Below are 23627 nucleotides of genomic sequence, written 5' to 3'. Positions count from 1 at the left end.
TTGCTCCCTCCGCGAGTGCGAAACTGAAAGCCGGCGGAAGGAAGAGGATCGACCCAGTAACAAGGGATGCAGCCAGCGTCACGATACCGGGCCAAAAACCACCGAGCAGAGAGACACAGCACAAGTCATCGACTCGGGCTCACCTCAAGTCAATCCGGCAAAGTGTCCAAAACGGTCAACTCCGCTCGTGCCTTCTCGATAAGTCCTCGGATCCGCCGATAGCTTTTCAACCCAAGGAGAGAGTTAAGCGCCAGCTCATCCATGTAGTACTTCTTGCCCTGCCGTTGAACCAGGCCCCAGCTTTGCAGCTGCTCAAGCCTTCTGATGACGGTCGTGCGTGGGACATGCATAAAGGCGGCTATCTTGGTGACCGAGAAGGGTTTCTGCTCGAACTGTCCGAGAGCAACGCAAAGACCTATGAAGAAGGTCTCCAATCTGGTCCCAAACGGCTCGTTCTTCGGCGCGTAAGTCCCGTGGGGGCTCCGCATGATCTCGATCATGAGACGGCAGAGCACCAGTCGCTGCCGCGCCATTCTGATCGCATGCGGGCGAGTGCCGGACCTGGCTCGTTCAAACCTGACTTCGTCCAACCCGCGCCTCCACGGGGATTGCTCCCGGGCGTTCATCAGGCCCGGCACCGCCGTTATTATACCCCACACCCGAATTCGGCGAAAGCGATGCGGCTCCTCGCGACGTCCGGGGCGCGCCGCGTTCGCAACGGCGATGGCTTCCGAACAGTTAATGGTTCGGAGCGATTGCGGATTCACGACTGGAGACTATGCCATCGCGCGCCTGTTTTGCCCGACGTGTCAAGCCTCCCGGCGTCAGCGCGGCGCGCGGCGCGAGACGCGAAATTGGCCAATGATTTGTACTGTGCATGGGGTTGTTTTCGCGTTTTCGACCGGGCGTCCTCACGCCGCAAGGCGCCCGAACAACGGCTGCGCGCATCGAAACCGGACCTCTAAGAATTTCTACATAAAGTTGTGACACGGTCCCGCGCGTCAAGACCCGCAACCCGCATCGTCGCGTCTCATTGCGCGCACGAAAGACGGTGCCCGCGGGCACTGTGGGGGCGTTGTTCATGACTGCACTTGCTTCGGACGCCGGTCGCGCCAAGCGGGGGATCGTGCCGATCCTGCTGTGCGTCGTGCCGTTCAGCCAGATTCCGCTCGATGCCTATACGCCGGGCCTGCCGCAGATGGTGGTGGATCTGGCGACCGACTCCGCGTCGATGCAGAACACCGTCACCGCTTATATGCTCGGCATGAGCCTCGCGCTGGTGCCTGTCGGCATTGCCTCCGATACGCTCGGGCGTCGCAACGTCCTGCTCGCGGGTCTTTCGATGCTCATCGCCATGAGCCTCGCCTGTGCCATGGCCACCAGCGCCTCGCTGCTGCTGGGCTTGCGTTTCCTGCAAGGCATCGGCGGCTGCACCTGCCTCGTGGTCGCCTATGCAGTTGCCGCCGACTGCTATCGCGGCCGTGAGCTGACCGCGATCTCCGGTCTGCTTGGCGCCGCCTGGGGGCTCGCACCCGTGCTTGCGCCGGCGGCCGGCGGCTTCATCGTCGACCTCACATCCTGGCGCGGTGTCTTCATCGTCATCGCCATCGCCGCAAGCACCGTCGCCATGATCGTCGTGTTCCTCCTGCCCGAGACGCTGCCAGCCGAACGACGTGCGCCATTCGATCCGCGCCGCACCGCGGGCATCCTGCGCGATGCGCTGCTGCGTCCGGGCTTCCTCGCCTTCGTGCTGGTCTTCGCTGCGGCCGCCAGCGCGCAGTTGGCGTTCGGCGTCGTCGCGCCGTTCTTCTATCAGACAGGGCTCGGTTACTCCGCGGCCATCTACGGCCTCGTCGCGCTCGGCCTTGGCGGCGTCAATCTCGCCGGCGAACTCGGCTGCGCGCATTTCGCGCAGCTTTTGCCGGCCCGGCTGCTCGGCTTCGGCGCCTTCGCGCTGTTTGTTGCCGGCGCCGGCGTCCTGACCGGAACAGGCATGACGCTCGGCCTCGACTTCGTGTCGATCACACTGGGCGGCGCGCTGGTGCTCGGCGGCTGCGGCGTGCTGTGCCCGATGATGTACGGCATGGGGCTCGGCCTGTTCGAGCGGGACCATGGCCTGATCGGCGGCCTCATCAGCGCGCTCTGCTATCTCGCCGTCAGCGGCGCCATGGCGATCGCGGCGGTGTTGCCCGAAGAGACACAGGCGCCGATCGGACTGCTCTATCTCGGCCTCTGCGCCATCGCTGGCGCGCTGCTCGCGATCTCGTTGCCCGCGGCGCGCCAGGCCACCCAGACACAAGAAGGAATCACGTCATGACCACAGTCGGTATTCGCGGCACGTTCTTCGACTTCGTCGACGATCCCTGGCAGCACGTCGGCAACGAGCAGGCCGCAGCGCGCTTCCATCAGGACGGCCTCATGGTCGTCACCGACGGCATCATCAAGGCGTTCGGGCCCTACGAGAAGATCGCGGCCGCGCATCCGGGCGTCGAGATCACCGACATCAAGGACCGCATCATCGTCCCCGGCTTCATCGACGGTCATATCCATTTGCCGCAGACCCGCGTGTTAGGCGCCTATGGCGAGCAGCTGCTGCCCTGGCTGCAGAAATGGGTCTATCCGGAAGAGCTCAAGTACCGCGATCGCAACTACGCGCACGAGGGCGTGAAGCGTTTCCTCGACGCGCTGCTGGCGTCCGGCACCACCACCTGCCAGGCCTTCACCAGCTCCTCGCCGGTCTCGACCGAAGAGCTGTTCGAGGAAGCGGCTCGCCGCAACATGCGCGTTATCGCCGGCCTCACCGGGATCGATCGCAACGCACCCGCCGATTTCATCGATACTCCCGAGAATTTCTATCGCGACAGCAAGCGGCTGATCGCCCAGTACCACAACAAGGGCCGCAACCTCTATGCCATCACGCCGCGCTTTGCTTTCGGCGCCTCGCCGGAGCTGCTGAAGGCGTGCCAGCGCCTCAAGCACGAGCATCCCGACTGCTGGGTCAATACCCACATCTCCGAGAACCCGGCCGAGTGCACTGGGGTGCTGGTCGAGCATCCGGACTGCCAGGACTATCTCGGCGTCTACGAGAAGTTCGATCTGGTCGGCCCAAAATTCTCCGGCGGCCACGGCGTCTACCTCTCGAACAACGAGTTCCGCCGCATGTCGAAGAAGGGGGCGGCGGTGGTGTTCTGCCCGTGCTCGAACCTGTTTCTCGGCAGCGGCCTGTTCCGCCTCGGCCGCGCCACCGATCCGGAGCATCGCGTGAAAATGTCGTTCGGCACCGACGTCGGCGGCGGCAACCGCTTCTCGATGATCTCCGTGTTAGATGACGCCTACAAGGTCGGTATGTGCAACAACACGCTGCTCGATGGCAGCATTGATCCGGCGCGAAAGGATCTTGCCGAAGCCGAGCGCAACAAGCTCTCGCCCTATCGTGGCTTCTGGTCGATCACGCTCGGCGGGGCGGAAGGTCTCTATATCGACGACAGGCTCGGCAATTTCGAGCCGGGCAAGGAGGCCGATTTCGTCGCACTCGATCCCAACGGCGGGCAAATCGCGCAAGCCTGGCACCAGTCGCTGATCGCCGACGGCGCCGGTCCGCGCACGATGGACGAGGCCGCGAGCATGCTGTTCGCCGTCATGATGGTCGGTGACGATCGCTGCGTCGACGAGACCTGGGTGATGGGCAAGCGTCTCTACAAGAAGAGCTGAAACGGACGCGATGAACGGATCACCCGACAAGGCCGGTCAGGCGGTCGCACTCGTCATCCAGCGCCGGATCGCCGACGATGGCTTTGCCGCCTTCGCCCGGTGGAACGGCGAGGTGGGCGAGGTGCTCAAGGCATGGCCCGGCTTTCTCGGCCAGGAGGTGGTTCCGCCACAGCCGCCGGCGCATGTCGACTGGGTGACGATCGTGCGTTTTGCGAGCCCGGCCGCGGCGCGCGCCTGGCTTCAGAGCGAGGTGCGGGCGAAACTGATCGCGGAGGTGCAGCGCTACTTCGTCGGTTCGGAGGATGTCCATATCCTGCCCGATACCGGCGTCGAGCGCGACAGCGCCGTCTCCGCCGTCATTTCCTTCAAGGTGCCAGCTGGGTTGGAGGACGCCTTCCTCAAATGGCAGCAGCGCATTCAGGCCGCAGAAGCCGAGTTCAAGGGATTCCTCCGCCACAAGATCGAGCGGCCAATTCCGGGCCTGCACGATGAGTGGATCATCATCCTGTCGTTCGACAGCGATGCGAACCTCAGCGCCTGGCTGGACTCGCCCTTGCGGCAGACGCTGCTGAAAGAGGGTGCGCGCTTCAACGCCGGCATGAGCGTGAAGAGGGCAAGCTACGGCTTCAATTTCTGGTTCCCGGCCGGCAAGGCCCAGGCCCCGGAGCAAAGTTTGAACCTGATCTGGAAGAGCAACCTCATCGTCCTCTTGGTGCTCTATCCCGTGGTCTATCTCTGGGGCACTTTCATCAGCCATCCGCTGATCGACAGCCATGGGGTGCCGATCTGGCTGTCGCTCTTCGTCGGTAATCTCGTCAGCACTCAGCTGCTCGGCTGGTGGCTCGTGCCTACTGCGTTCAAGGCGCTCGATTGGTGGATCGCGCCGAAGGCCGCGTTTGGCCGTCAGATTGCGGGCTACGCACTGCTTGCTGCACTCTATGCCGCATCAATGGGGCTATACGCACTGCTGCTCACGTGGCATTGGGGACGGTGAGGCCGTCTGGGGGCGGGCCTCGGCCGATCCGCTGGACAACTGACCACCATGTTCGCCCTGACATTCCTTGGCACCTCCGCAAGCGTTCCGTCTGCTGAACGCAATCATCCGGCGCTCCTGCTCGAGGCCGCGGGCACGCGCATGCTGATCGATTGCGGGGAGGGAACGCAGCGCCAGTTGCTGCGAAGTGGCGCCGGCTTTCGGCGGCTCGATCGCATTCTTCTCACGCATGGACATCTCGATCACGTGCTGGGCATCCCCGGTCTCTTCTCGACGATGGGGCTTCGGCAGACTTCCGACGTGATGACCATCCATGGCGGGCCCGCAACGCTCGATATCGTGATCCGCATGCTTGCAGGCCTGTGGGGCGCGGGAAGGGCGCCGATAGCACTGGAGTTTGTGCCCCTGTCGGAAGGGCAGGTCATCAACGCAGGCGACTTCAGCATCGACTGCTTTCCGGTCCGCCATCGCGACACCGACAGTTTTGGCTTCTCATTCCAGAGTCCGGCGCGCCGTCATCTGTTGTCTGATCGTCTCTCAGCACTTGGTGTGCCCGATGGACCCATGCGCGGTGAGCTGGCCGCAGGTCGGCCGATCGTCGTTGAAGGGGGCCGGACGATTGATCCGGAGGATGTTCTGGGGCCGCCAAGCGGAAGCAAGAAGCTGGTCGTGATCGGCGACACCGAGACCACCGAGGGTCTTTCGACGCACGTCGCGGCTGCCGATCTGCTCGTGATCGAGGCGACGTTCCTGCACAAGGATGCTGCGACGGCGCGAGATTACGGCCACCTCACGGCAGCAGAGGCGGCGCGGTTCGCGGCTGCCAACAACGTCCGGCAGCTCGTTCTGACCCATCTGTCGGGTCGTTATGGGGACGACGAGATCCTGGCCGAAGCTGCAAGGATCTTCCCGAGCGTCAGGATCGCCGCTGATCTGGATCGTATCACTGTTTAGGCAGTGCGTTGCACGGTCGTTAATCTTACCTGTCAAGGTTGACGCGACTTCATTCCCGCAGCTGCGCGCCAGCGCGGTATTTTCGCGAGATCAGAAATCAGGTTGTATTGAGAGTATTGATGTCGCGTTCCGTTGAACTGATCGTCGAGGGCTATGTGAGGCTGAACGATCGCCGTGCGCTCGAAGGTATTTTGACGCATCGCCAGGACCTCCTGCGGCAATTGGTGACCGTGACCGGTGTCGACCCGAAGCAGGCCATCGCGCAGGTCAGCGAGGAAATCAGCATCATCGAAGCCGGGATTGCGACGCTCGTCCCGGAATAGCGGCCGCCAGGACCGCATCCCGCGATCATCGCAATAGTTCCGGCCCGATGGCGAGATCCTGCACCGGGCCCGGCAGCCGCATCAGCTGCAGCGGCGCCTGCTCGCGGAACGGTCGGCATGTCGTACGCATCACGTCCACGGTGACGATGAGCGCTTCGCCGCCTTGTTCTCGACCTTGGCCGTGCCCGAATGCCCTGCCATGACGGCCGCGGCCGTTGACGCCGCGGCGGCCGGCTCTTACCAACGGATCAGATCACGGATGTTCGCATTTCGAGCAACGTCGATCCAACGATCGGAGGAAGCTTTGTCGACATTATCGCTGCAACCCAACTCCGTGCACTCACAGTCCTTGCATCCGCATGGCGTTTTCTCCGCCGCGCTGACGCCGCTCGACGCCGAGCTCGCGCCTGATCACGCGCGCTTCATCGCGCATTGCCGCTATCTGCTGGAAGAAGGCTGCGACGCCATCGCGATGCTCGGCACGACGGGGGAGGCGAACTCCTTCTCGGTCTCCGAGCGGACCGCATTGTTGGAGGCCGTGATCGCTGGCGGCATCAAGCCCAACCAGTTGCTGCCGGGCACCGGCGTCGCGGCCTTCACCGAGACTGTTGCGTTGACGCGCCACGCGCTGTCGGTCGGCGTCGAGACCGTGGTGATGCTGCCGCCGTTCTATTACAAGAACGTCAGCGACGGCGGCGTCTATGCCGCCTACAGCGAGATCATCCAGCGCATCGCCAATCCCAGGCTCAGGATCGTGCTCTATCACATCCCGCAGATGTCGATGCAGCCGATCTCGCATGCGCTGATCGAGCGGCTGCGCAAGGACTATCCGTCGACCATCGTCGGCATCAAGGATTCCTCGGGCGACTTCGCCAACATGACCGCGATGGTCGAGCGTTTCCCGGGCTTTGCGGTGCTGACGGGCGCCGACCCGCTGCTGCTGCCGCTGCTGCGCAAGGGCGGCGCGGGCTGCATCACCGCGACCTCGAACCTCGTCGCCCGCGACCTTGCCTATGTCTTCAAGCATTTCCGCGACAGCGACGGCGATGCAAGCCTCGCTGCAGCGCAGGCGCGCATCGTCAAGGCGCGCGAGTTGGTCTCGCGCTTCGCGCAGATGCCGTCGCTCAAGGCGCTGCTGGCCGAGCGCACAGGTCACGCCGGCTGGCAGCGGCTGCGGCCGCCGCTTGAGACCTTGCCGGCTGCTCAAGTGAAAGAATTGCTCGCGAGTGCCGCAGCATTCGCGAAAGCCGCTTAGAGGCTGACGGCAAGGCATGGCGATGACGCGCGTCCGTATGCTGGCCGACGATCTGACCGGCGCGCTCGACGCCGCGGCGGAGTTCGTCGGCCTGTGCGGGCCGTTCGACGTGATCTGGTCGGAGGCGTCCGCTGCGTCAGTCTCGCGGAGCCTGGCCATCGACAGCGGCACTCGTGAGCGTTCGAAGGCCGAGAGTGTCGAGATCGTCACTCGGCTGGCGCCGCTGCTTCAGGACGGCGATATCGCCTACAAGAAAGTCGACAGCCTGCTTCGTGGTGCGTGGGCGGCCGAACTCGGCGCTTGCCTGAACACCGGCCATTGGGCGTCTTGCGTGGTCGCACCTGCTTTCGACTATCAGGGACGCCGCACAGTCGATGGCCAGCAATATGCGCGCACCGTGCAGGGCGACTGGCATCGTGTTGGCGACAATCTGCTGGACCAGCTAAGGCAGGAGGGCATCGCGGCGCAGCGGGGTTGTTCCGACACGCTGTCACAGGGCGGTGTTCAGGTCTTCGACGCTGAGAGCGACCTCGATCTCGACCGCGTCGCCGAGATGGGGCGACGCCTGCCGGGACCTGTGCTCTGGTGCGGCAGCGGCGGTTTGGCCGGTGCGCTTGCGCGCAGTCATCGCGCCGATGCTTCGCCTGAGCTTAAGCGGCCCGTGCTCGGATTGTTCGGCTCGGATCAAGCCGCAACCGCAGCGCAGCTTGCAGCGTGCGGTGAGGCGACAATTTCGTTGGCCGAAGGTGAAAGCAGCAAGCGCGTTCAGCGCAAACTCGAAGACGGCGGCGTGGCCTTTGTGAAATTCGCGCTTCCCGATGACCTGTCGCGCGCCGAGGCCGCGCAGCGGATCGCTCGCGAATTGACGGCGCTCACCGCCGCCCTCGATCCGCCGGGAACCCTGATCGTTGCCGGCGGCGAGACCTTGAAGGCCGTATGCGTTGCGCTCGGTGCGAATGCGCTTCAGGTTACGGGTCGCATCGTGCCCGGCCTGCCCCGCTCGACGCTGCAGGGTGGCCGCTGGGCCGGCGTCGATGTCATCTCGAAATCCGGCGCATTCGGCGCGCGCGAGTTGTGGCGCGATCTGCTGCGGGACAATCATTTGCTCAACTTGGAGAGTCCGACATGACCTCTCGTCACCTCGCCGTCACCATGGGCGATCCCGCCGGAATCGGGCCGGAGATCATCGTCAAGGCCTGCGTCGGATTGAAAGAACGGATTGCCAGAGGCGATCTCCGCCTGCTCATCATCGGCAGCGGCGCGGCGCTGGATGGCGCGAAGGCTGCGCTCGGCGCCAACGTTGCGATCCCGGAAGTCACCGCCGACGATCGCGACTGGCCCAATCTCTGCTACCTGCAAGCCGACGCCGAAGGCGATCCGATCAAGCCGGGCGTTCTCAGTGCCGATGGCGGCCGCTTTGCCTATAAGGCGATCGAGCAGGGCGTCCGGCTGACGCAGTCCGGCCGCACCGCGGCGATCGTCACGGCGCCCCTGAACAAGGAAGCGCTCAACAAGGCCGGCTACCACTTCCCGGGCCATACCGAGATGCTGGCGCATCTCACCGGCGTGCGCGGCTCGGTGATGTTGCTCGCCCATGGCAACATGCGCGTCAGCCATGTCTCGACCCATGTGGCGCTGGAGGACGTGCCGAAGCGTCTGACCCCGGAGCGACTGCGCATGGTGATTGATCTCACCAATGACGCGCTGCGTCGGCTCGGCATTGCGAAGCCCAAGATCGCGATCGCCGCGCTCAATCCGCATGCCGGCGAGGGCGGTCTTTTCGGCCGGCAGGATATCGACATTTCCGCGCCGACGATCGCCAAAGCCGTCGCCGATGGTCTGGACGTCGTCGGCCCCGTGCCGGGCGACACCATCTTCGTCAAGCTGCGCGCCGGCCAGTTCGATGCAGCGGTCGCGATGTATCACGACCAGGGGCACATTCCCGTAAAACTGCTCGGCTTCCAAGTCGATCCCACGACCGGTCGCTGGCAGGAACTCTCAGGCGTCAACATTACGCTGGGCCTGCCGATCATCCGCACCTCGGTCGATCACGGCACCGCTTTCGACATTGCCGGCAGGGGCATCGCCAACGAGCACAGCCTGATCGAGGCCATTGATTATGCCGAGCGTCTTGCCGCCGGCGCTTCCTGAAGCGCGATGATGATTGGTCCCAATCTCATCGCGTTCTAGCCGTCGCCGCCGCGCGCGAGCGACGGCGGCGGCACGAACCCGCCGAACTCGCGTTCGATCAATCCGGCAAGTGCGAATCGTCGTGCGATCCCCCAGATGCACAGCCGCGCTTGCCAGCCTATGGCTGAGCAGGTAGAAGGCTGCACGCCTGAGCCGCGATTTGCGCAAACCGCGCTGCCGGCCACAGTCGGACAAATCAGTAAGACGTTGAATTTGTTCGGCTATTCCGTTGGGGAATGGTGTAACGGTAGCACAACAGACTCTGACTCTGTTTGTCTTGGTTCGAATCCAGGTTCCCCAGCCAAGCGTCAGATTCCCGACCGGGATCGTCCATTGATCCGCCGAGCGCGAACGCGGTCACCATCCTCGTCCGACAATCTCTGTTCAGCAACGCATCGTGTTGGGAACGACCAGCGCCATGGCCGTTCGCATTCGCATAGCTGCGATATTCACCCGCCGCGCAAATACGGCTCGCGAATAATGCGTCCGCGCGACACGTAATGATTTGAAAAAGCGCGTGAACGTCTTCGTCGTCACTGCGATGACGTGCGGCGCGGAGCGCTCATCCCGCGCGGCCCGATTCGACCTTCCAAGCCCGGAAGCGTGGTCTCCAGGGTTCGCCTGCCGACCCCCATAGCGACGGGTTCCATTCAGGACCTTGGGCGTCACGCAGCTGTGATCGATATTTTATGAAGTAAAATCAATTGGTTATTCGACCTTGGTCCAAAAAAAGCTGCGTGATTTTTGTGCAACACCTGCCCGGATTCGGATTGTTCGGCGGTGTTTGGGCCCGTTCGGATGTTGCGTGTGCATCGGCCATCCATCATGGTGATCGGGCGACGGAGGGGGGCATCCCAAGGTCGTCCCGTTTAGGTCTTTCGCTTAAGTCCCTCGCGTTCATGCGGGTGTGTCCGAAGACGCGAAGGCGGCCAAAGCGGTGATTTAAAGGGGGTTGGGGAATTGGCCGTTCGGGTCAGTGACCTTCCCTGAAGAGCAACTTGGAGGTTTAACATGAAGTTGGTTAAGAGCCTTTTGCTCGGCTCAGCGGCGGGTCTGATCGCCGTGGGCGGAGCTCAAGCAGCCGATCTCCCCGTGAAGGCCAAGGCGGTCGAATACGTGAAGATCTGCTCGCTGTACGGTGCGGGTTTCTACTACATGCCGGGCACCGATACCTGCATCAAGTTCGGCGGCTACGTGCGTGCTGACTACTGGGCCCAGGGCGGCGACTATGGCTTCCGTCAGGGCGCGAACCAGGGTTCGAACAACCGTCTGACGAACTACTGGGGCATGCGCGCTCGTATGGACCTCACGGTCGATACGCGCACGGCGACCGAGTACGGCGTGGTTCGCACCTTCGCCGACATGGTCTTCACCTGGGATACGCAAGCTGTCAGCAACAGCAACCCGTCGACCCTCAATGGTACGCCTAACACTTCGGCGTCGCTCGGCCTGTACCATGCGTTCATCCAGTTCGCCGGCTTCACCTTCGGCCGTACGGTCTCGATCTTCGACGCTCCGTGGCAGAGCTATCCGGCTGGCGGTCCCGATACCCTTCCGGGCGGTTCCAACCACGTGACCGGTATCAACCAGGTCGCCTATACCGCTGACTTCGGCCAGGGCATCACCGGCTCGATCGCCCTCGAGGACGAAACGACCTCGGCTGGTGGTCAGTCGAACCTCTGGAATCTGTCCGGCGCAACCGCGGCCGGCATGATCACCGGTTCGTACGGCAACAACAACTGGGGTGGTACGCGCTCGCCCGACATCACCGGTGCGATCCGTGTCGACCAGGCCTGGGGTCTGGCCCAGATCTCGGTTGCCGCGCATGACATGCATGCTGCCTACTACGGCGCGACGGAACCCACGGGTCACCCGGGCGACAAGTGGGGCTGGGCGGTCCAGGGATCGTTGTCGATCAAGAACATCCCGACTGGCGCGGGTGACTCGATCAACTTGCAGGCGGTCTACACCGACGGTGCGAGCCGCTACAACTTCCAGAGCCTGTTCCCGCAGACCTTCTTCATGTACAGCGGTAGCGGCATTGCCTATCAGGGCCTCGGCTTCGCCGGCATTGCTGATGGTGTCTACACCACCGGCTCTGGCATCGAATCCGTCAAGTCCTGGGGCTTCCGCGGTGGCTACACCCACAACTGGAGCCCGAACTGGGCGAGCGCCATCTATGGTGGCTACGGCGCCATTCAGTACGGTTCCGGCGGCAAGGCTGCGATCTGCGCGAACATGGTCACGCTGCTCGGCCTCACCGGCAACTGCAACCCGGACTTCAACTTCGCTGTGATCGGTGTCAACACCGTGTGGACCCCGGTGAAGAACCTGGCCTTCACGGCGGACGTGAGCTGGTCGCGTCTTGACCAGAAGTACTCGGGCACCATCGCGAGCCCGGGCCTTGCGGCCGCTGCCAAGCCGGCAGCTCTCTATGAGCTGAAGGACCAGGACTCGGTCGCCCTGCTCCTCCGCGCTCAGCGTAACTTCTAAGCTCAGTCCTGAGCCGATAACAAAGGCCCCCAGCGGTTTCGCTGGGGGCCTATTTTTTTGCGTGTCACTTTGAACATCCTCGCCGCGCGAAGGATCGAAAGGCCAAACGAATTGGTCGAAATCGACACGCGCGCGGTCATTTCATGCCTTGCAGCGCAACGGCACGGCCGTTGTTCTCTGCAGCAAAGGCAACTAGAGTTTTTTGCACCAGTTCAACAGAAAACAGACCCGTCATCGGAGTCCGGAACCCCAGTCGCATGTCGCAGCAGAGCCGCAACAAGGGAGCTTCGGCCTCCTCCTCACTCCATTCGTCGGCTATTCTGGACCAGGCAATTGCGGCGCACCGTTCGGGCAATCTGTTGGAGGCAGAGCGGGTCTATGCAACCGTCCTGAAGGGCAGCAAAACGCATTCTGTGGCGCTGCATATGCTGGGGCTGTTGCATGCTCAGCGTGGCAATTTCTCAGACGCCGAGCCATTGCTCAAGAAGGCCGCCCGCGTCGATGCCGGCAATCCCGACGTTCTTTTCAACTATGCCAATGTGCTGCGTGCATTGGACAAAACAGACGATGCGCTCGACTGGCTTGCGAAAGCGATTGCCCTGTCGCCGAACTTTGCGGATGCGCATCTCAATCGCGGAGCGATCCTGCTTGCACGGAAGGAGCTTCACGGAGCCATCGCGGAATTCGATCGCGCCATTGCGATCGCGCCATCGAGTGCGGCGTTCGCAAACCGGGGCAGTGCGTTTCAGCAGCTCGGTCAGCTCGACGACGCGCATGACAGCTACCAACGTGCCGTCGCGCTCGCACCGTCGAATCCACAGCTCCATTTCGTCTTGTCTGAGGTCCTTGGCCAAATGGGCCGACACGACGAAGCGATTGGAGCGCTCGAAAGAACTGTCGCACTGAACAAGGCCTTCCCATTCGCGTTGAGCAAGCTCGTTGACGCCAGGCGGAAGCGCGCCGACTGGCGCGATTTCGAACGTGAACAGGCCGGCCTGGACGAGGCCGTCGAATCCGGCGTCGCGGTCGATCCCTTCATGTTCCTTCATGCCTCGTCGTCTCCCGCACGCCAATTGGCCTGTGCGAAGACATTCGTCGCCAACGTCGCGCCGGAACGAGGTGCGGCGAAACCAAGAACGCCGTCACCGGCTTCCCGGCTGCGGATCGGGTACATGTCTGCCGATCTTCGCAATCACGCCATTGGTCATCTGATGGTCGGGGTCATCGAGGAGCACGACCGCGAGCGTTTCGAGATCAGCGCCATTTCGTACGGGCCCGACGACCGGAGCGAGGTGCGCGGCCGCCTGAAGGCAGCATTCGAGCGCTTCGAAGACGTCAGCCATCTTCCCGATGAGGGCGTGGTCGAGCTGATACGCCGGCTCGACATCGATGTTCTCGTCGATCTCGGAGGCTTCACGGCCGGCGCGCGGCCGAGGATCCTGGCGCACCGGGCGGCTCCCATCCAGGTCAACTATCTCGGCTACCCCGGCACGATGGGCGCATCCTACGTGGACTACGTTATGGCCGACCGAATCATCGTGCCCGAAGCAGAGCAGAAGCACTACGCCGAGAAGGTGATTTATCTTCCGGACAGCTATCAGGCAACCGACGCGAGGCGATCGCTTGCAAGTGTACCGGCTCGAAGCGAGGTCGGACTGCCGGACGATGCATTCGTCTACTGTGCGTTCAACAGAACGTCCAAGATCACGCCGGTGCTGTTCGATGTCTGGATGAGGCTGCTTGCCAAGACCGCCGGCAGCGTCCTCTGGCTGCTTGATGGCGATCCGATCGCCAGGGAGAACCTGAAGCGTGAGGCCGTTGCGCGCGGCATCGCGGCAGAGAGGATCGTGTTCGCCCCACACGCGCCGGCAGACGCGCACCTGGTGCGCCACCAACTCGCCGATCTGTTCTTGGATACATTGCCCTACAATGCCCACACCGGTGCCAGTGATGCACTTTGGGCTGGCTTGCCGGTCGTGACCTGCCTCGGCAGCGCCTTTGCGGGACGCGTTGCAGCCAGCATCCTGAACGCTGTCGGCCTACCCGAACTGGTGACGCAATCGCTGAACGACTATGAGAGCTTGGCGCTTCGAATCGCGCATGATTCCGAACTTCGAACCGTGCTTAAGAGCAAGCTGGCGTCGCAGCGGACCACTTGGCCGCTGTTCGATACGGCCCGCATGACGCGGCACATCGAAAAGGCCTTCAATGAAATGTGGCGTCGGCATTGCGCCGGAGAAGCGCCGGCCTCATTTGCCGTCTAAATCTCATCATGAGGTCGCCCTTGGCCTGAAGCCTCATGTCATTCCTTCCATGGGCTTGTCCTGAAATGACTGACAACGAACCGGACTTTTTACATGATCTCATCCGGCCGGCACGGCTGACCTCGGTCGTTGATATCGGGGCCAATCCGATCGATGGCGATCCGCCCTACAAGGCGATGCTGCAACGAAGACTTTGCACCGTCGTTGGCTTTGAACCGCAGGACGAAGCGCTTGCAGAGCTCAATGCCCGCAAGAGCGACCTCGAGAGCTACTATCATTATGTCGTTGGGAATGGGCACAAGGCAAAGCTGCGTCTGTGCCGAATCCCGGGAATGACGAGCCTGCTACTTCCGGATCAGAATGTGCTGTCGCATTTTGCGAAATTTTCCGAATGGGGCACCGTGGTCAGCGAACATCCGGTCCAGACCCGCCGGCTCGACGATATCGCCGAGATCCGGGATCTGGATTTCCTGAAAATCGACGTTCAGGGCTCCGAGCTGGCTGTCTTCGGAAGCGGGCGGCAGAAGCTGAAGCAGGCCGTCGCCATTCAAACGGAGGTCTCGTTTCTTTGCCTTTACAAGGAGCAGCCGACATTCGGCGATATCGATGGCGAATTGCGCAGGCAGGGGTTCGTTCCTCACGCCTTTACGGCCATCAACCGGCGTATGATCGCGCCTTTGAGCGACCCATCCAATCCCTACGCGGCGATGAACCAGCTGCTGGAGGCCGATATCGTCTATGTGCGAAACTTCATGCGGCCGGCTGACATGACGGTCGAGCAACTCAAGCATCTGGCAATGATCGCTCATCATTGCTACCGCTCATTCGACCTTGCTGCGAACTGTATTCATCACCTGATTGCGCGCAAGTCGATCCCTGATCGGTCGATCCGCGACTACATGGCGTCCATCCAGCTTCCGCAACCCTGATCAGAGCTGGCCGCGCGAATTACTTGATCTTGTCGTAGGCCGCGGCGAAGTCGTTCAACGGCATCGGGATCGCGATCGTCTCCTTGGCCATGTTCTGAAAGGAGACCTTCAGCTGCTTGCCCGAGCGAAGGCTCGCGAGCAGGTCGGGCGCGATCGGCGTCGAGGCATAGCAGCCGCGGTTCTCGCAGGTCTGGATCTGCAGATCGATCGTCTTGCCTTCGTCGACCTGAAGCTTGGCGCCGAGCGGGAGATTGAGGCCGAGCGGCAGCTGCAGCAGCGCAACCGGCGTGCGGGTGTCGGGCGCGACGCGGATGTTGATCAAGACGATGGTCTGGCCGGTCTTGGTCAGCACTGCGTTCTGCTCGATCGCGCATTCGAGCGGGGCGTCGCGGCTCGCACTGGTGCAGCGCGCGATCCAGCCGGGCTGAGGCGGCGTGCTCTCGGCCTGCGGTTGGGTTGGTGCAGGCGTCGGCTGGGCGGCGGGGGCAGGGGAAGCCGCGTTCTTCTTGCTGCCCTGCTGGGCAGACGCAGCGCCCGTCGACAACAGAACAGCGGCGGCAAGGGCGACAAGTCTGGATTGCGTGGGCATGGCGTGACCGCGTTGGCGTGAACCGAGGCTTGGCTGTAGCGTCGCGGATGTCGCGACGCAAGCTTACTCGGCGGCTTCCTTGACGGTGCCGTGCTCCGACGTCGCGAGCCCATCCTCGTCGGCCGAGCCGCCCTTGAACAGGTTGGAGAATTTGTCGAGATAGAGATAGACCACCGGTGTGGTGAACAGCGTCAGCGCTTGGCTGACGATGAGGCCGCCGACCATGGCGTAGCCGAGCGGCTGGCGGATCTCGGCGCCGGTGCCGTGGCCGAGCATCAGCGGCACGCCGCCCAGCAATGCTGCCATCGTCGTCATCATGATCGGGCGGAAGCGCAGCAGCGCGGCCTGCCGGATCGATTCCTCCGGCGTCTTGTGCTCATCGCGCTCGGCGGCGATGGCGAAGTCGACCATCATGATGCCGTTCTTCTTCACGATGCCGATCAGCAGGATGATTCCGATCAAGGCGATCAGGCTGAAGTCGAAGCCAGCCGCCATGAGGATCATGAGCGCCCCGACGCCGGCCGAGGGCAGGGTCGACAGAATCGTGATCGGGTGGATGTAGCTCTCGTAGAGGATGCCGAGGATCAGATAGACCACGACGAGCGCGGCCAGGATCAGCAGCGGCACGGTGCCGAGCGACTGCTGGAACGCCTGCGCGGTGCCTTGGAAGCTCGAATTCAGCGTCGCCGGCGCGCCGAGATCGGCCATCGCCTTCTGAACCGCCTGGGTGGCCTGTCCGAGCGCAACGCCCTGGGCAAGGTTGAAGCTGATCGTGATCGCCGGGAATTGGCCCTGGTGGCTGATCGAGAGCGGACGGACCGGATCGGTGGTCCAGGTCGCGAAGGTCGACAGCGGCACCTGGTCGCCTGTCAGCGGCGATTTCAGATAAAGCTTGTTCAGCGAATCCAGGTTGCCTTGCATCTCCGGCAGAATTTCCAGGATCACCTTGTAGGTGTTGAGCTGGGTGAAATACTGCGTGACCTGCCGCTGTCCGAAGGCATCATAGAGGGTGTCGTCGATCAGCTGCGGCTGGATGCCGTAGCGCGAGGCGGTGTCACGGTTGATCTTGAGCTGGACCGTGGTGCCCTGGGTCTGCTGGTCGGTGGCGACGTCGCGCAGCTCTGGCAGCGTCTGCATCTTGGCGAGGATTTTCGGCGCCCATTCGTTCAGCTCGCCGAGGTCGGCGTCCTGCAATGTGAACTCGAACTGGGTACGGGTCGGACGGCCGCCGAGACGGACGTCCTGGGCTGCCTGCATGTACAGGCGGGCGCCCTCGACCTTGTCGAATTTTGGGCGTAACCGCGCGATGATTTCCTGGGCCGACGCCACACGCTGGTCGCGAGGCTTCAGCGTGATGAACAGGTTGCCGTTGTTGCCGGCACGGCCACTGCCGCCGATCGACATCGCAACACTAGCGACGTCGGGATCAGCGAGGATGATCTTGCCAAGCTGCTCCTGGCGCTTGACCATCTCCTTGAAGGAAATGTCCTGGGAAGCTTCCGAGGTCGCCGTTATCAGACCGACGTCCTGCTGCGGGAAGAAGCCCTTCGGGATCAGGACGAACAGATAGATCGACAGCCCAAGCGTGGCGAAGAAGACCACCAGGGTGGTGCGCCGCCAGGCCAAGGCATGGTCGAGCCCCCATTCGTAGCCGCGCAGCATCGCGTCGAAGGCGCCCTCGCTCCATTTGTAGAATTTGCCGTGGCTCACTTCGCCATGGGCACGCAGAAAGCGCGAGGCCATCATCGGCGTCAGGGTCAGCGACACGAACATCGACACGAAGATCGTCATCGCCAGCACGACCGCGAATTCGCGGAACAGGCGTCCGATGATGCCGCCCATCAGGAGCAGTGGGATCAGCACGGCGACCAGCGAGATGGAGATCGAGACGATGGTGAAGCCGATCTCCTTGGAGCCTCTGAAGGCGGCCGCGAGCGGCTTTTCGCCTTCTTCGATGTAACGCGTGATGTTCTCCAGCATCACGATGGCGTCGTCGACCACGAAGCCGACCGCGATCGTGAGCGCCATCAGCGACAGATTGTCGAGCGAATAGCCGAACACCCACATCAGGGCGCAGGCACCCAGCAGCGCCAGCGGAACCGTGATGGTGGGAATCACCGTCGCCCAGAAGCTGCGCAGGAACACGAAGATGACCATGACCACGAGGGCGATGGTCAGCAGCAGCGTGAACTGCACGTCCTCGACCGCGGCACGAATGGTGGTGGTGCGGTCGCTGATGAGCTCGATCTTGATCGCGGGCGGGATGGCTGCGACGAGGCGGGGCAGGGTCGCCTTGATCCGGTCGACGGTCTCGATGACGTTGGCGCCCGGCTGCTTGAACACGACCAGGAATACGCCGCGCTTGCCATTGGCCCAGGCCGCCTGCTTGGCATCCTCGGCGCCGCTGACCGCCTGCCCGATGTCGCGGATGCGCAGCGGGCCGCCGTTGCGGTATGCGATGATGACGTCGTTCCAGTCCTTGGACTGGGTGAGCTGATCGTTGGCGTAGATCGTGTAGGCGCGCTTCTCGCCGTCGATATTGCCCTTCGGGCTGTCGACCGTGGTGATCGCGATCTGGCTACGCACGTCCTCCATCGACAGGCCCTTGGCGACCAGCTTCGCCGGATCGACCTGGATGCGGATCGAGGGTTTCTGCTGGCCGCCGATGAAGACCTGTGCGACGCCGGAGATCTGGCTGATCTGCTGGGCGAGCTGGGCGTCGATCGAATCGCTGACGGTGGTCAGGGGCAGTGTGTCTGATGTCGCCGACAGCAGCAGGATCGGGGAGTCGGCCGGGTTTACCTTGCGGTAGGTCGGCGGCGAGGGCAGGTTCTTCGGCAATTGGCCGCTGGCGGCGTTGATGGCGCCCTGCACGTCGTTCGCCGCACCATCGATGCTGCGGTTGAGGTCAAACTGAATGGTGATCGAGGCGGTGCCCAGATAGCTCGTCGAGGTCATCTGCGCGATGCCGGGAATCTGGGCGAACTGGCGCTCCAGCGGCTGGGCGACCGACGAGGCCATCGTCTCCGGGCTGCCGCCCGGCAAATTGGCCGTGACCTGGATGGTCGGGAAGTCCACCTGCGGCAGCGGCGCCACCGGCAGCAGCGGATAGGCGACGAGGCCGACAAAAAGAATGCCGGCCATCAGCAGCGATGTGCCGATGGGATAACGGATGAAAGGTGCCGAAATCCCGCCTTCGGTCATTCCTGCTGAACCTTGTTTTTCTGGACCGGATCCGAACTCGCGACAGTCGTCGAGACCAGACTGCCGGGCTGAACCTTGTACTGGCCGCCGGTGATCACCTGCTGGCCGGGGCTCAAGCCTTCCTCGATGACCGAGCGTCCGTCGATGGAATAGGCGACCTTGATCTTGCGAACCTCGGCCTTGTTGTCCTGGCTGACGGTATAGGCGTAGAGGCCGTTGGTCGAATGCTGGACCGCGTCATCGGGAACGATGGTCGCGTCTTTCAGCGTCCGCACCAGCAGTCGCGTCGACACCGATTGTCCCGGCCACAGCGTGTGCTCCTTGTTGTCGAACACCGCCTTCAACCTGATCGTCCCGCTGGTCGTATCAACCTGGTTGTTGATGACGGCAAGCTTGCCTTCGGCCAGCGTCTTCTTGCCGTCGGTGGTGAACGCGATCACCCTGAGCTCGCCGGATTTCTGGCCCTCGCTGATATAGGGCAGCTGGTCCTCCGGCGCGGTGAAGATCACCGTGATCGGTTCGACCTGAGCGATGGTGACGACACCGGTCTGGTTCGAGGCGTTGACGATGTTGCCGATGTCGACCTGGCGCAGGCCGGCGACGCCCGTGATCGGTGCCGTGATCTGGGTGTAGTCGAGCTGGGTTTGCGCGTTGGCGATGGCGGCTTCGTCGGCGGCGATCTGGGCGGTGAGCTGGGCGACGGTCGAGCGCTGGGTATCGACGCGCTGTGCGGTCGCGAATTCGCCGAGCTTCATCGCGCGCTGCAGCTCGAGATTGGCATTGGCCAGGCTAGCCTCGTCCTGCGCCTTCTTGGCCTTGGCCTGGTCGAGCGTGGCTTGATAGGGGCGGGGATCGATCGAGACCAGCAACTCGCCCTGCTTGACGATCTGGCCTTCGGTGAAGGCGATCTTGTCGATCTGGCCATCCACCCGGGTCCGGACTTGTACGGTGTTGAAGCCCTGAACGGTGCCAAGACCGGTCAGGTAAACCGGGAAGTCGCTCTTCTGGACCGGCGCGATGCTGACGGGCACGGCGGGCGCGCGCGGCGCACCCTTCTGTGCAGTCTGGGCTTTCCCGGCCTCCGCGGCCTGATATCGCTGCCAGCCGTAATAGCCACCGGCGGCCACGGCTGCGATGATGACAATCCACAGGATCGGCCGTGACTTTTTCATTGTGAGTGTATCGGCTTGTATGCCCAAAACAACGAATGGCGGGGCAATCAAAGGGTTCCAGCAAGGCTTGTATATTACACGCCAAGTTCCAGTGTAAACAGCACTATCAGTTGAGAATCCTAAACAATTGGAAAGCTTTGCACCCCGTAGGCAACGGGGTGACGCGCCGGTGTGCAGTGCTGCATTCTCTTGTGACGAGCGAGGAGCGTGCAAGAGACAGAGAATACTCGCAGGCGTCGTGACGTTGCGATGGAGGACGCCAGCGAACGCGCTGTGCTGGTACGGGCGCATTTGCCTTCGCGAGAACGGTTCTAAACCGCCCCGGTCGCGTTTCGGTTGTCACCAAAACCAGCATCGTTCATATCGGCGCCGCCACGTCAGGAGTGCGGAATGGACGAATTGAACGGCAAGCTGATCGCGTGCCAGATTCTGATTACGGGCTTGATCGCGCGCGTAGCCAATGAGCAGCGCGATCCCTTGCGCTTTCTCACCGACTTCCGCGACGAGATCAAAGCCGTCGTTGGCGGCGTCAACATCGTGGGCATGGACAACACAGATCGCGTGCGTGCAACCGCGCAGCGCACCGTCGATGAATTGTTCTCGCTGATGAAGCCCCCGAGCAGCGACTGACGGCCGCGCAAGATGATGCGCGAAGACGAGTGTCGCTATGTCCCGCTGCATCAACGTGTCGCGCGACAATACCTGCTGCGACAGGCGTCCGTGCTTTGACGCAAAAGCGCGATGCACGAACCGCGCATCGCAAGGACAAACATCGGCTTCAGTTTAGAACGCTTACAAGCTCGAGCTTAGAACGGTTTCAAACTCAAATTTAGAATCGTTTTGATCTGGATGGATTCAACGTTGCTCATGCCGTCACTGCGTTGACCCTCATTGCCCCGCTCGATACGACCAGTGCGTCGCCCTGTCACGGCGCGACACACTGCAGCAATTGGAATGGGGCGTAAGGATGGGTATGGCGAGGGCTCCGCGGTCGTTGCGTTCGACCGCGGCACGGCAAGCTTTGGTCGGCAATTTCGATGGTGCGGCTGGCAAGACTGCTTCCACCGTTGCAGGCCTGATCGCAGTCGCGTCGGTATCGGGCGCAGCACAAGCGCAGCAGACAAGTCTGCCGCCGGTCAACGTCGACGCACCCAAGGAGCGGCCGCGCTCCACCACCGCGAAACCGACGCCCGATCAGGTCCGCGCCCGCAACGCGCTGCGGCGTGCGGCACAACAACGTCAGCAGGCTGCAGTGGCCCCGGTCGTCGATGCGGCCGCACCGTCGCCTGATAGCAATCCCTATGCAGATCCGGCTGCGCCCTACAAAGTCGATCACGTCCAGGCCGGCGGCAAGTTTCCGGAGAAGCTGGTCGATACGCCGAAGTCGATCACGGTGCTGAGCAAGGAAGTCCTCGAGGACAAGGGCGCCACCACGCTGAAGCAGGCGATCCTGAGCACGGCCGGCGTGACGCTCGGCACCGGCGAGGGCGGCAACGCTTTCGGCGATCGCTTCTTCATCCGCGGCTTTGACGCCCGCAACGACGTCTTCATCGACGGCGTGCGCGATGCCGGCGTGAGCGTGCGCGAGAACTTCTTCACCGAGCAGGTCGAGATCCTGCGCGGTCCCGCGTCGTCCTTCGCGGGCCGCGGCACGGCGGGTGGCGCCATCAACATCGTCACCAAGCAGGCCGTGACCGAGAAGAGCTTCTACAACATGGACACGACGTTTGGCACCGACCAGACCAAGCGTGTCACGCTCGACGTCAACCAGGTGATCAACCCGTCGCTCGCCGTTCGCGCCGGTGGCCTGTTTCAGGATGCCGACGTTGCGGGGCGGGATCGCGTCAAGGACAATCGCGATGGCGCCTTCGTCGCCACGACCTGGAAGCCGACCGACGCCATCAAGATCACCGGCAATTACATTCACACCGAGCTGACGGGCATTCCCGATTTCGGCGTGCCGTATTATCGGCCGAGCACGTCGTCGACATCAGGCGGGCCTTTCCCGGACTTCGGGGTCAACCGGAATAATTTCTACGGCTTCGTCAATCGCGATTTCTACCGGACCGGCCAGGATATCGGCACGATCAATGCGGAAGTTCAGGTCACGCCCGATCTGCTGCTCACCAACAAGATCCGGGAATCGCACTCGACGCAGAACTACATCGGCACACTGCCGGAATCGCCGACGCTGGCCGCGGGCGCTCCGTTCACGGCCTATACTGTGAGCGCCAACCCTCAGAGCCGCTACCAGGCCACCGACGTGTTCGCCAACCAGACCGAGGCGACGTACAAGTTCGACGATCATGCCGGCTTCAGGCACACGTTGCTTGCAGGCATCGAATACGACAACGAGCGATCGTCGATTGACACTTACACCGGGCTTGGCTCGGAGATCACGACCGGGACGACGCCTTTCACCGGTTCGGGATCGACGTCCGGCGTCAGCGTGTTTTATCCGCAGGCCACCGACAATCCGTTCCCGATACCGGGGGGCCTGACCGGCAGGCCGACCAAGATTGGGATTGAAACCATCAGCGGCTACGTCATGGACAGCGCGAATTATCGCGATGTCCTCATCCTCAACGGCGGTTTCCGCTATGACGATTACAGCATCAAGACATCGGCTTTCACGGCGGCGGGTGCTTTCGGGCAGCAGTCCGCGCAATTCCTGGTTCCGGATTACAACCTCGGCCTCACGCTGAAGCCGCTGCCCAACGGCAGCGTTTATGCCGCCTATGCGACCTCGGCGAATCCCGTGGGCTCGGAGTTCGACGGCACCAGCACCGCCTATGGCGGCATCAATCCAAATCTGGCCGGTGGCAACAACCAGATCTTCGGGCCCGAAAAGAACAAGGCCATAGAGCTCGGCACCAAATGGGAGTTGTTCGATCGCCACCTGCTGCTGACTGCCGCGCTGTTCGAGACGACCAAGGAAAACGCGCGCGAGGCGCAGAACGTCGGCAGCACTGCGGCGGCGGCGGCGCTTGGCTGTACCTTCGCCCCCGTGGCTCCGGCAAAGACCGTGTCGTGCATCACGGCGGGCGCTGCCTATCGCGTCCGCGGCATCGATCTCGGGGTGGGTGGCAAGATCTCGGACAAATGGAGCGTGTTCGGCGGCCTCGTGCTGATGCAGTCGGAGGTGACGAAGTCCCTGGCCCCGCCGGCCAATACGACACTCTACGCCTCCAATGTCGGGCGTCCGCTTGCCAACATCGCGCACGAGTCGTTCAGCCTGCTCTCGAAGTACCAGCTCAACGACACCTGGGAGCTCGGCGGGCAGGCGGTATACCGCTCCAAGATCTATGGCGGCACTTTGCTCGCGGCCAACCAGGGCACGTCGATTCCGAGCTACTGGCGCTTTGATGCGTTCGCGGAAGCCAAGATCAACAAGAACTGGCGTCTGAAGCTGTTCGTCAACAACATCTTCGACAAGCGCTACTACGACGCGCTGTACCAGAGCGCCGCGCCCTTCGTGCTGGAAGCACCCGGACGCGCCGCCTATTTCGTGATCTCGGCGCGCTACTGATGGGAAGATGACGAGGTGCC

18 protein-coding genes and 1 tRNA gene are annotated in these 23627 nt (G+C 62.8%); 14 read left to right on the top strand and 5 right to left on the bottom strand.

The features are described from left to right. Positions 1-149: 149 nt before the first annotated feature. Positions 150-590, bottom strand: coding sequence for a hypothetical protein (locus ACNJX9_RS24615; RefSeq protein ID WP_439404605.1), 441 nt, complete (start codon positions 588-590; stop codon positions 150-152). Positions 591-1081: 491 nt separating this feature from the next. Here ACNJX9_RS24615 and ACNJX9_RS24610 point away from each other — a divergent pair, with 491 nt between their 5' ends. The 5 genes from ACNJX9_RS24610 (at position 1082) to ACNJX9_RS24590 (ending at position 5982) form a co-directional block, all read left to right on the top strand. Next, the gene (locus ACNJX9_RS24610) at positions 1082-2317 is read left to right on the top strand and encodes a multidrug effflux MFS transporter (protein ID WP_439404604.1); all 1236 of its coding nucleotides are present in this window, start codon (positions 1082-1084) and stop codon (positions 2315-2317) included. Beyond that, the gene (guaD, locus tag ACNJX9_RS24605; RefSeq protein ID WP_439404603.1) at positions 2314-3711 is read left to right on the top strand and encodes a guanine deaminase; all 1398 of its coding nucleotides are present in this window, start codon (positions 2314-2316) and stop codon (positions 3709-3711) included. Before ACNJX9_RS24610 ends, guaD begins: the two co-directional genes overlap by 4 nt. Before the next feature lie 10 nt (positions 3712-3721). Further along, positions 3722-4705, top strand: a complete 984-nt coding sequence (locus ACNJX9_RS24600; RefSeq protein ID WP_439404602.1) for an antibiotic biosynthesis monooxygenase — start codon at positions 3722-3724, stop codon at positions 4703-4705. Positions 4706-4753: 48 nt separating this feature from the next. After that, positions 4754-5659 (top strand): ribonuclease Z, encoded by a 906-nt coding sequence (gene rnz / locus ACNJX9_RS24595; protein ID WP_439404600.1) that lies wholly within the window; start codon positions 4754-4756, stop codon positions 5657-5659. A 119-nt stretch (positions 5660-5778) separates the two neighbouring features. Beyond that, positions 5779-5982, top strand: coding sequence for a hypothetical protein (locus tag ACNJX9_RS24590; protein WP_439404599.1), 204 nt, complete (start codon positions 5779-5781; stop codon positions 5980-5982). A gap of 25 nt (positions 5983-6007) precedes the next feature. Here ACNJX9_RS24590 and ACNJX9_RS24585 read toward each other — a convergent pair whose 3' ends face one another. Further along, positions 6008-6226 carry a hypothetical protein gene (locus ACNJX9_RS24585; protein ID WP_057758252.1) on the bottom strand — a complete coding sequence of 73 codons (219 nt, stop codon included), beginning with the start codon at positions 6224-6226 and terminating at the stop codon, positions 6008-6010. Positions 6227-6316: 90 nt separating this feature from the next. Here ACNJX9_RS24585 and ACNJX9_RS24580 point away from each other — a divergent pair, with 90 nt between their 5' ends. The 7 genes from ACNJX9_RS24580 to ACNJX9_RS24550 all read left to right on the top strand — a co-directional run bounded on the left by ACNJX9_RS24580 (position 6317) and on the right by ACNJX9_RS24550 (position 15113). Continuing rightward, a complete protein-coding gene (locus ACNJX9_RS24580; protein WP_439410119.1) occupies positions 6317-7237 on the top strand; it encodes a dihydrodipicolinate synthase family protein in 921 nt (306 codons plus the stop codon). Between the two features lie 22 nt (positions 7238-7259). After that, the gene (locus ACNJX9_RS24575; RefSeq protein WP_439404598.1) at positions 7260-8366 is read left to right on the top strand and encodes a four-carbon acid sugar kinase family protein; all 1107 of its coding nucleotides are present in this window, start codon (positions 7260-7262) and stop codon (positions 8364-8366) included. Then, a complete protein-coding gene (pdxA, locus tag ACNJX9_RS24570) occupies positions 8363-9388 on the top strand; it encodes a 4-hydroxythreonine-4-phosphate dehydrogenase PdxA (protein WP_057758250.1) in 1026 nt (341 codons plus the stop codon). The genes ACNJX9_RS24575 and pdxA overlap by 4 nt, the downstream gene beginning before the upstream one ends. A gap of 269 nt (positions 9389-9657) precedes the next feature. Next, positions 9658-9731 (top strand) — tRNA-Gln (locus tag ACNJX9_RS24565). Positions 9732-10438: 707 nt separating this feature from the next. Continuing rightward, the gene (locus ACNJX9_RS24560) at positions 10439-11920 is read left to right on the top strand and encodes a porin (protein ID WP_439404596.1); all 1482 of its coding nucleotides are present in this window, start codon (positions 10439-10441) and stop codon (positions 11918-11920) included. Positions 11921-12177: 257 nt separating this feature from the next. Then, entirely contained in the window at positions 12178-14184 is a 2007-nt protein-coding gene (locus ACNJX9_RS24555; RefSeq protein WP_439404595.1) for an O-linked N-acetylglucosamine transferase family protein, read from the top strand. Positions 14185-14249: 65 nt separating this feature from the next. Continuing rightward, positions 14250-15113, top strand: a complete 864-nt coding sequence (locus ACNJX9_RS24550) for an FkbM family methyltransferase (protein WP_439404594.1) — start codon at positions 14250-14252, stop codon at positions 15111-15113. A gap of 19 nt (positions 15114-15132) precedes the next feature. Here ACNJX9_RS24550 and ACNJX9_RS24545 read toward each other — a convergent pair whose 3' ends face one another. From ACNJX9_RS24545 to ACNJX9_RS24535, 3 genes are all read right to left on the bottom strand, one after another. Further along, a complete protein-coding gene (locus ACNJX9_RS24545) occupies positions 15133-15702 on the bottom strand; it encodes an invasion associated locus B family protein (RefSeq protein WP_439404592.1) in 570 nt (189 codons plus the stop codon). A gap of 63 nt (positions 15703-15765) precedes the next feature. Next, a complete protein-coding gene (locus tag ACNJX9_RS24540; protein ID WP_057758240.1) occupies positions 15766-18906 on the bottom strand; it encodes a multidrug efflux RND transporter permease subunit in 3141 nt (1046 codons plus the stop codon). Continuing rightward, complete coding sequence (locus ACNJX9_RS24535) at positions 18903-20078, bottom strand: efflux RND transporter periplasmic adaptor subunit (RefSeq protein ID WP_439404590.1); 1176 nt, start codon at positions 20076-20078, stop codon at positions 18903-18905. The genes ACNJX9_RS24540 and ACNJX9_RS24535 overlap by 4 nt, the downstream gene beginning before the upstream one ends. Before the next feature lie 390 nt (positions 20079-20468). On the opposite strand from ACNJX9_RS24535, the gene ACNJX9_RS24530 reads away from it, so the two are divergent. Then, positions 20469-20708: a hypothetical protein gene (locus ACNJX9_RS24530; RefSeq protein ID WP_271603162.1), complete on the top strand. Its 240-nt coding sequence runs from the start codon at positions 20469-20471 to the stop codon at positions 20706-20708. Between the two features lie 337 nt (positions 20709-21045). Then, positions 21046-23607, top strand: a complete 2562-nt coding sequence (locus ACNJX9_RS24525; protein WP_439404589.1) for a TonB-dependent receptor — start codon at positions 21046-21048, stop codon at positions 23605-23607. The last annotated feature ends 20 nt before the right edge of the window (positions 23608-23627 follow it).

This window comes from Bradyrhizobium sp. BLXBL-03, from assembly GCF_051853015.1.
GTDB classification, from domain to species: Bacteria; Pseudomonadota; Alphaproteobacteria; order Rhizobiales; family Xanthobacteraceae; genus Bradyrhizobium; species Bradyrhizobium manausense.
Note: the sequence above shows the minus strand (reverse complement) of the source record. Positions and strands in the feature narration are given on the sequence as shown.

Excerpts from the sequence above, each read along its gene's own strand:
- ACNJX9_RS24575 (WP_439404598.1), top strand. The coding sequence starts at position 7,260 with ATGACGCGCGTCCGTATGCTGGCCGACGATCTGACCGGCGCGCTCGAC.
- ACNJX9_RS24610 (WP_439404604.1), top strand. The coding sequence starts at position 1,082 with ATGACTGCACTTGCTTCGGACGCCGGTCGCGCCAAGCGGGGGATCGTG.
- ACNJX9_RS24535 (WP_439404590.1), bottom strand. The coding sequence starts at position 20,078 with ATGAAAAAGTCACGGCCGATCCTGTGGATTGTCATCATCGCAGCCGTG.
- ACNJX9_RS24560 (WP_439404596.1), top strand. The coding sequence starts at position 10,439 with ATGAAGTTGGTTAAGAGCCTTTTGCTCGGCTCAGCGGCGGGTCTGATC.
- ACNJX9_RS24600 (WP_439404602.1), top strand. The coding sequence starts at position 3,722 with ATGAACGGATCACCCGACAAGGCCGGTCAGGCGGTCGCACTCGTCATC.
- ACNJX9_RS24525 (WP_439404589.1), top strand. The coding sequence starts at position 21,046 with ATGGGTATGGCGAGGGCTCCGCGGTCGTTGCGTTCGACCGCGGCACGG.
- ACNJX9_RS24550 (WP_439404594.1), top strand. The coding sequence starts at position 14,250 with ATGACTGACAACGAACCGGACTTTTTACATGATCTCATCCGGCCGGCA.
- ACNJX9_RS24540 (WP_057758240.1), bottom strand. The coding sequence starts at position 18,906 with ATGACCGAAGGCGGGATTTCGGCACCTTTCATCCGTTATCCCATCGGC.
- pdxA (WP_057758250.1), top strand. The coding sequence starts at position 8,363 with ATGACCTCTCGTCACCTCGCCGTCACCATGGGCGATCCCGCCGGAATC.
- ACNJX9_RS24590 (WP_439404599.1), top strand. The coding sequence starts at position 5,779 with ATGTCGCGTTCCGTTGAACTGATCGTCGAGGGCTATGTGAGGCTGAAC.
- ACNJX9_RS24530 (WP_271603162.1), top strand. The coding sequence starts at position 20,469 with ATGGACGAATTGAACGGCAAGCTGATCGCGTGCCAGATTCTGATTACG.
- rnz (WP_439404600.1), top strand. The coding sequence starts at position 4,754 with ATGTTCGCCCTGACATTCCTTGGCACCTCCGCAAGCGTTCCGTCTGCT.
- ACNJX9_RS24545 (WP_439404592.1), bottom strand. The coding sequence starts at position 15,702 with ATGCCCACGCAATCCAGACTTGTCGCCCTTGCCGCCGCTGTTCTGTTG.
- guaD (WP_439404603.1), top strand. The coding sequence starts at position 2,314 with ATGACCACAGTCGGTATTCGCGGCACGTTCTTCGACTTCGTCGACGAT.
- ACNJX9_RS24555 (WP_439404595.1), top strand. The coding sequence starts at position 12,178 with ATGTCGCAGCAGAGCCGCAACAAGGGAGCTTCGGCCTCCTCCTCACTC.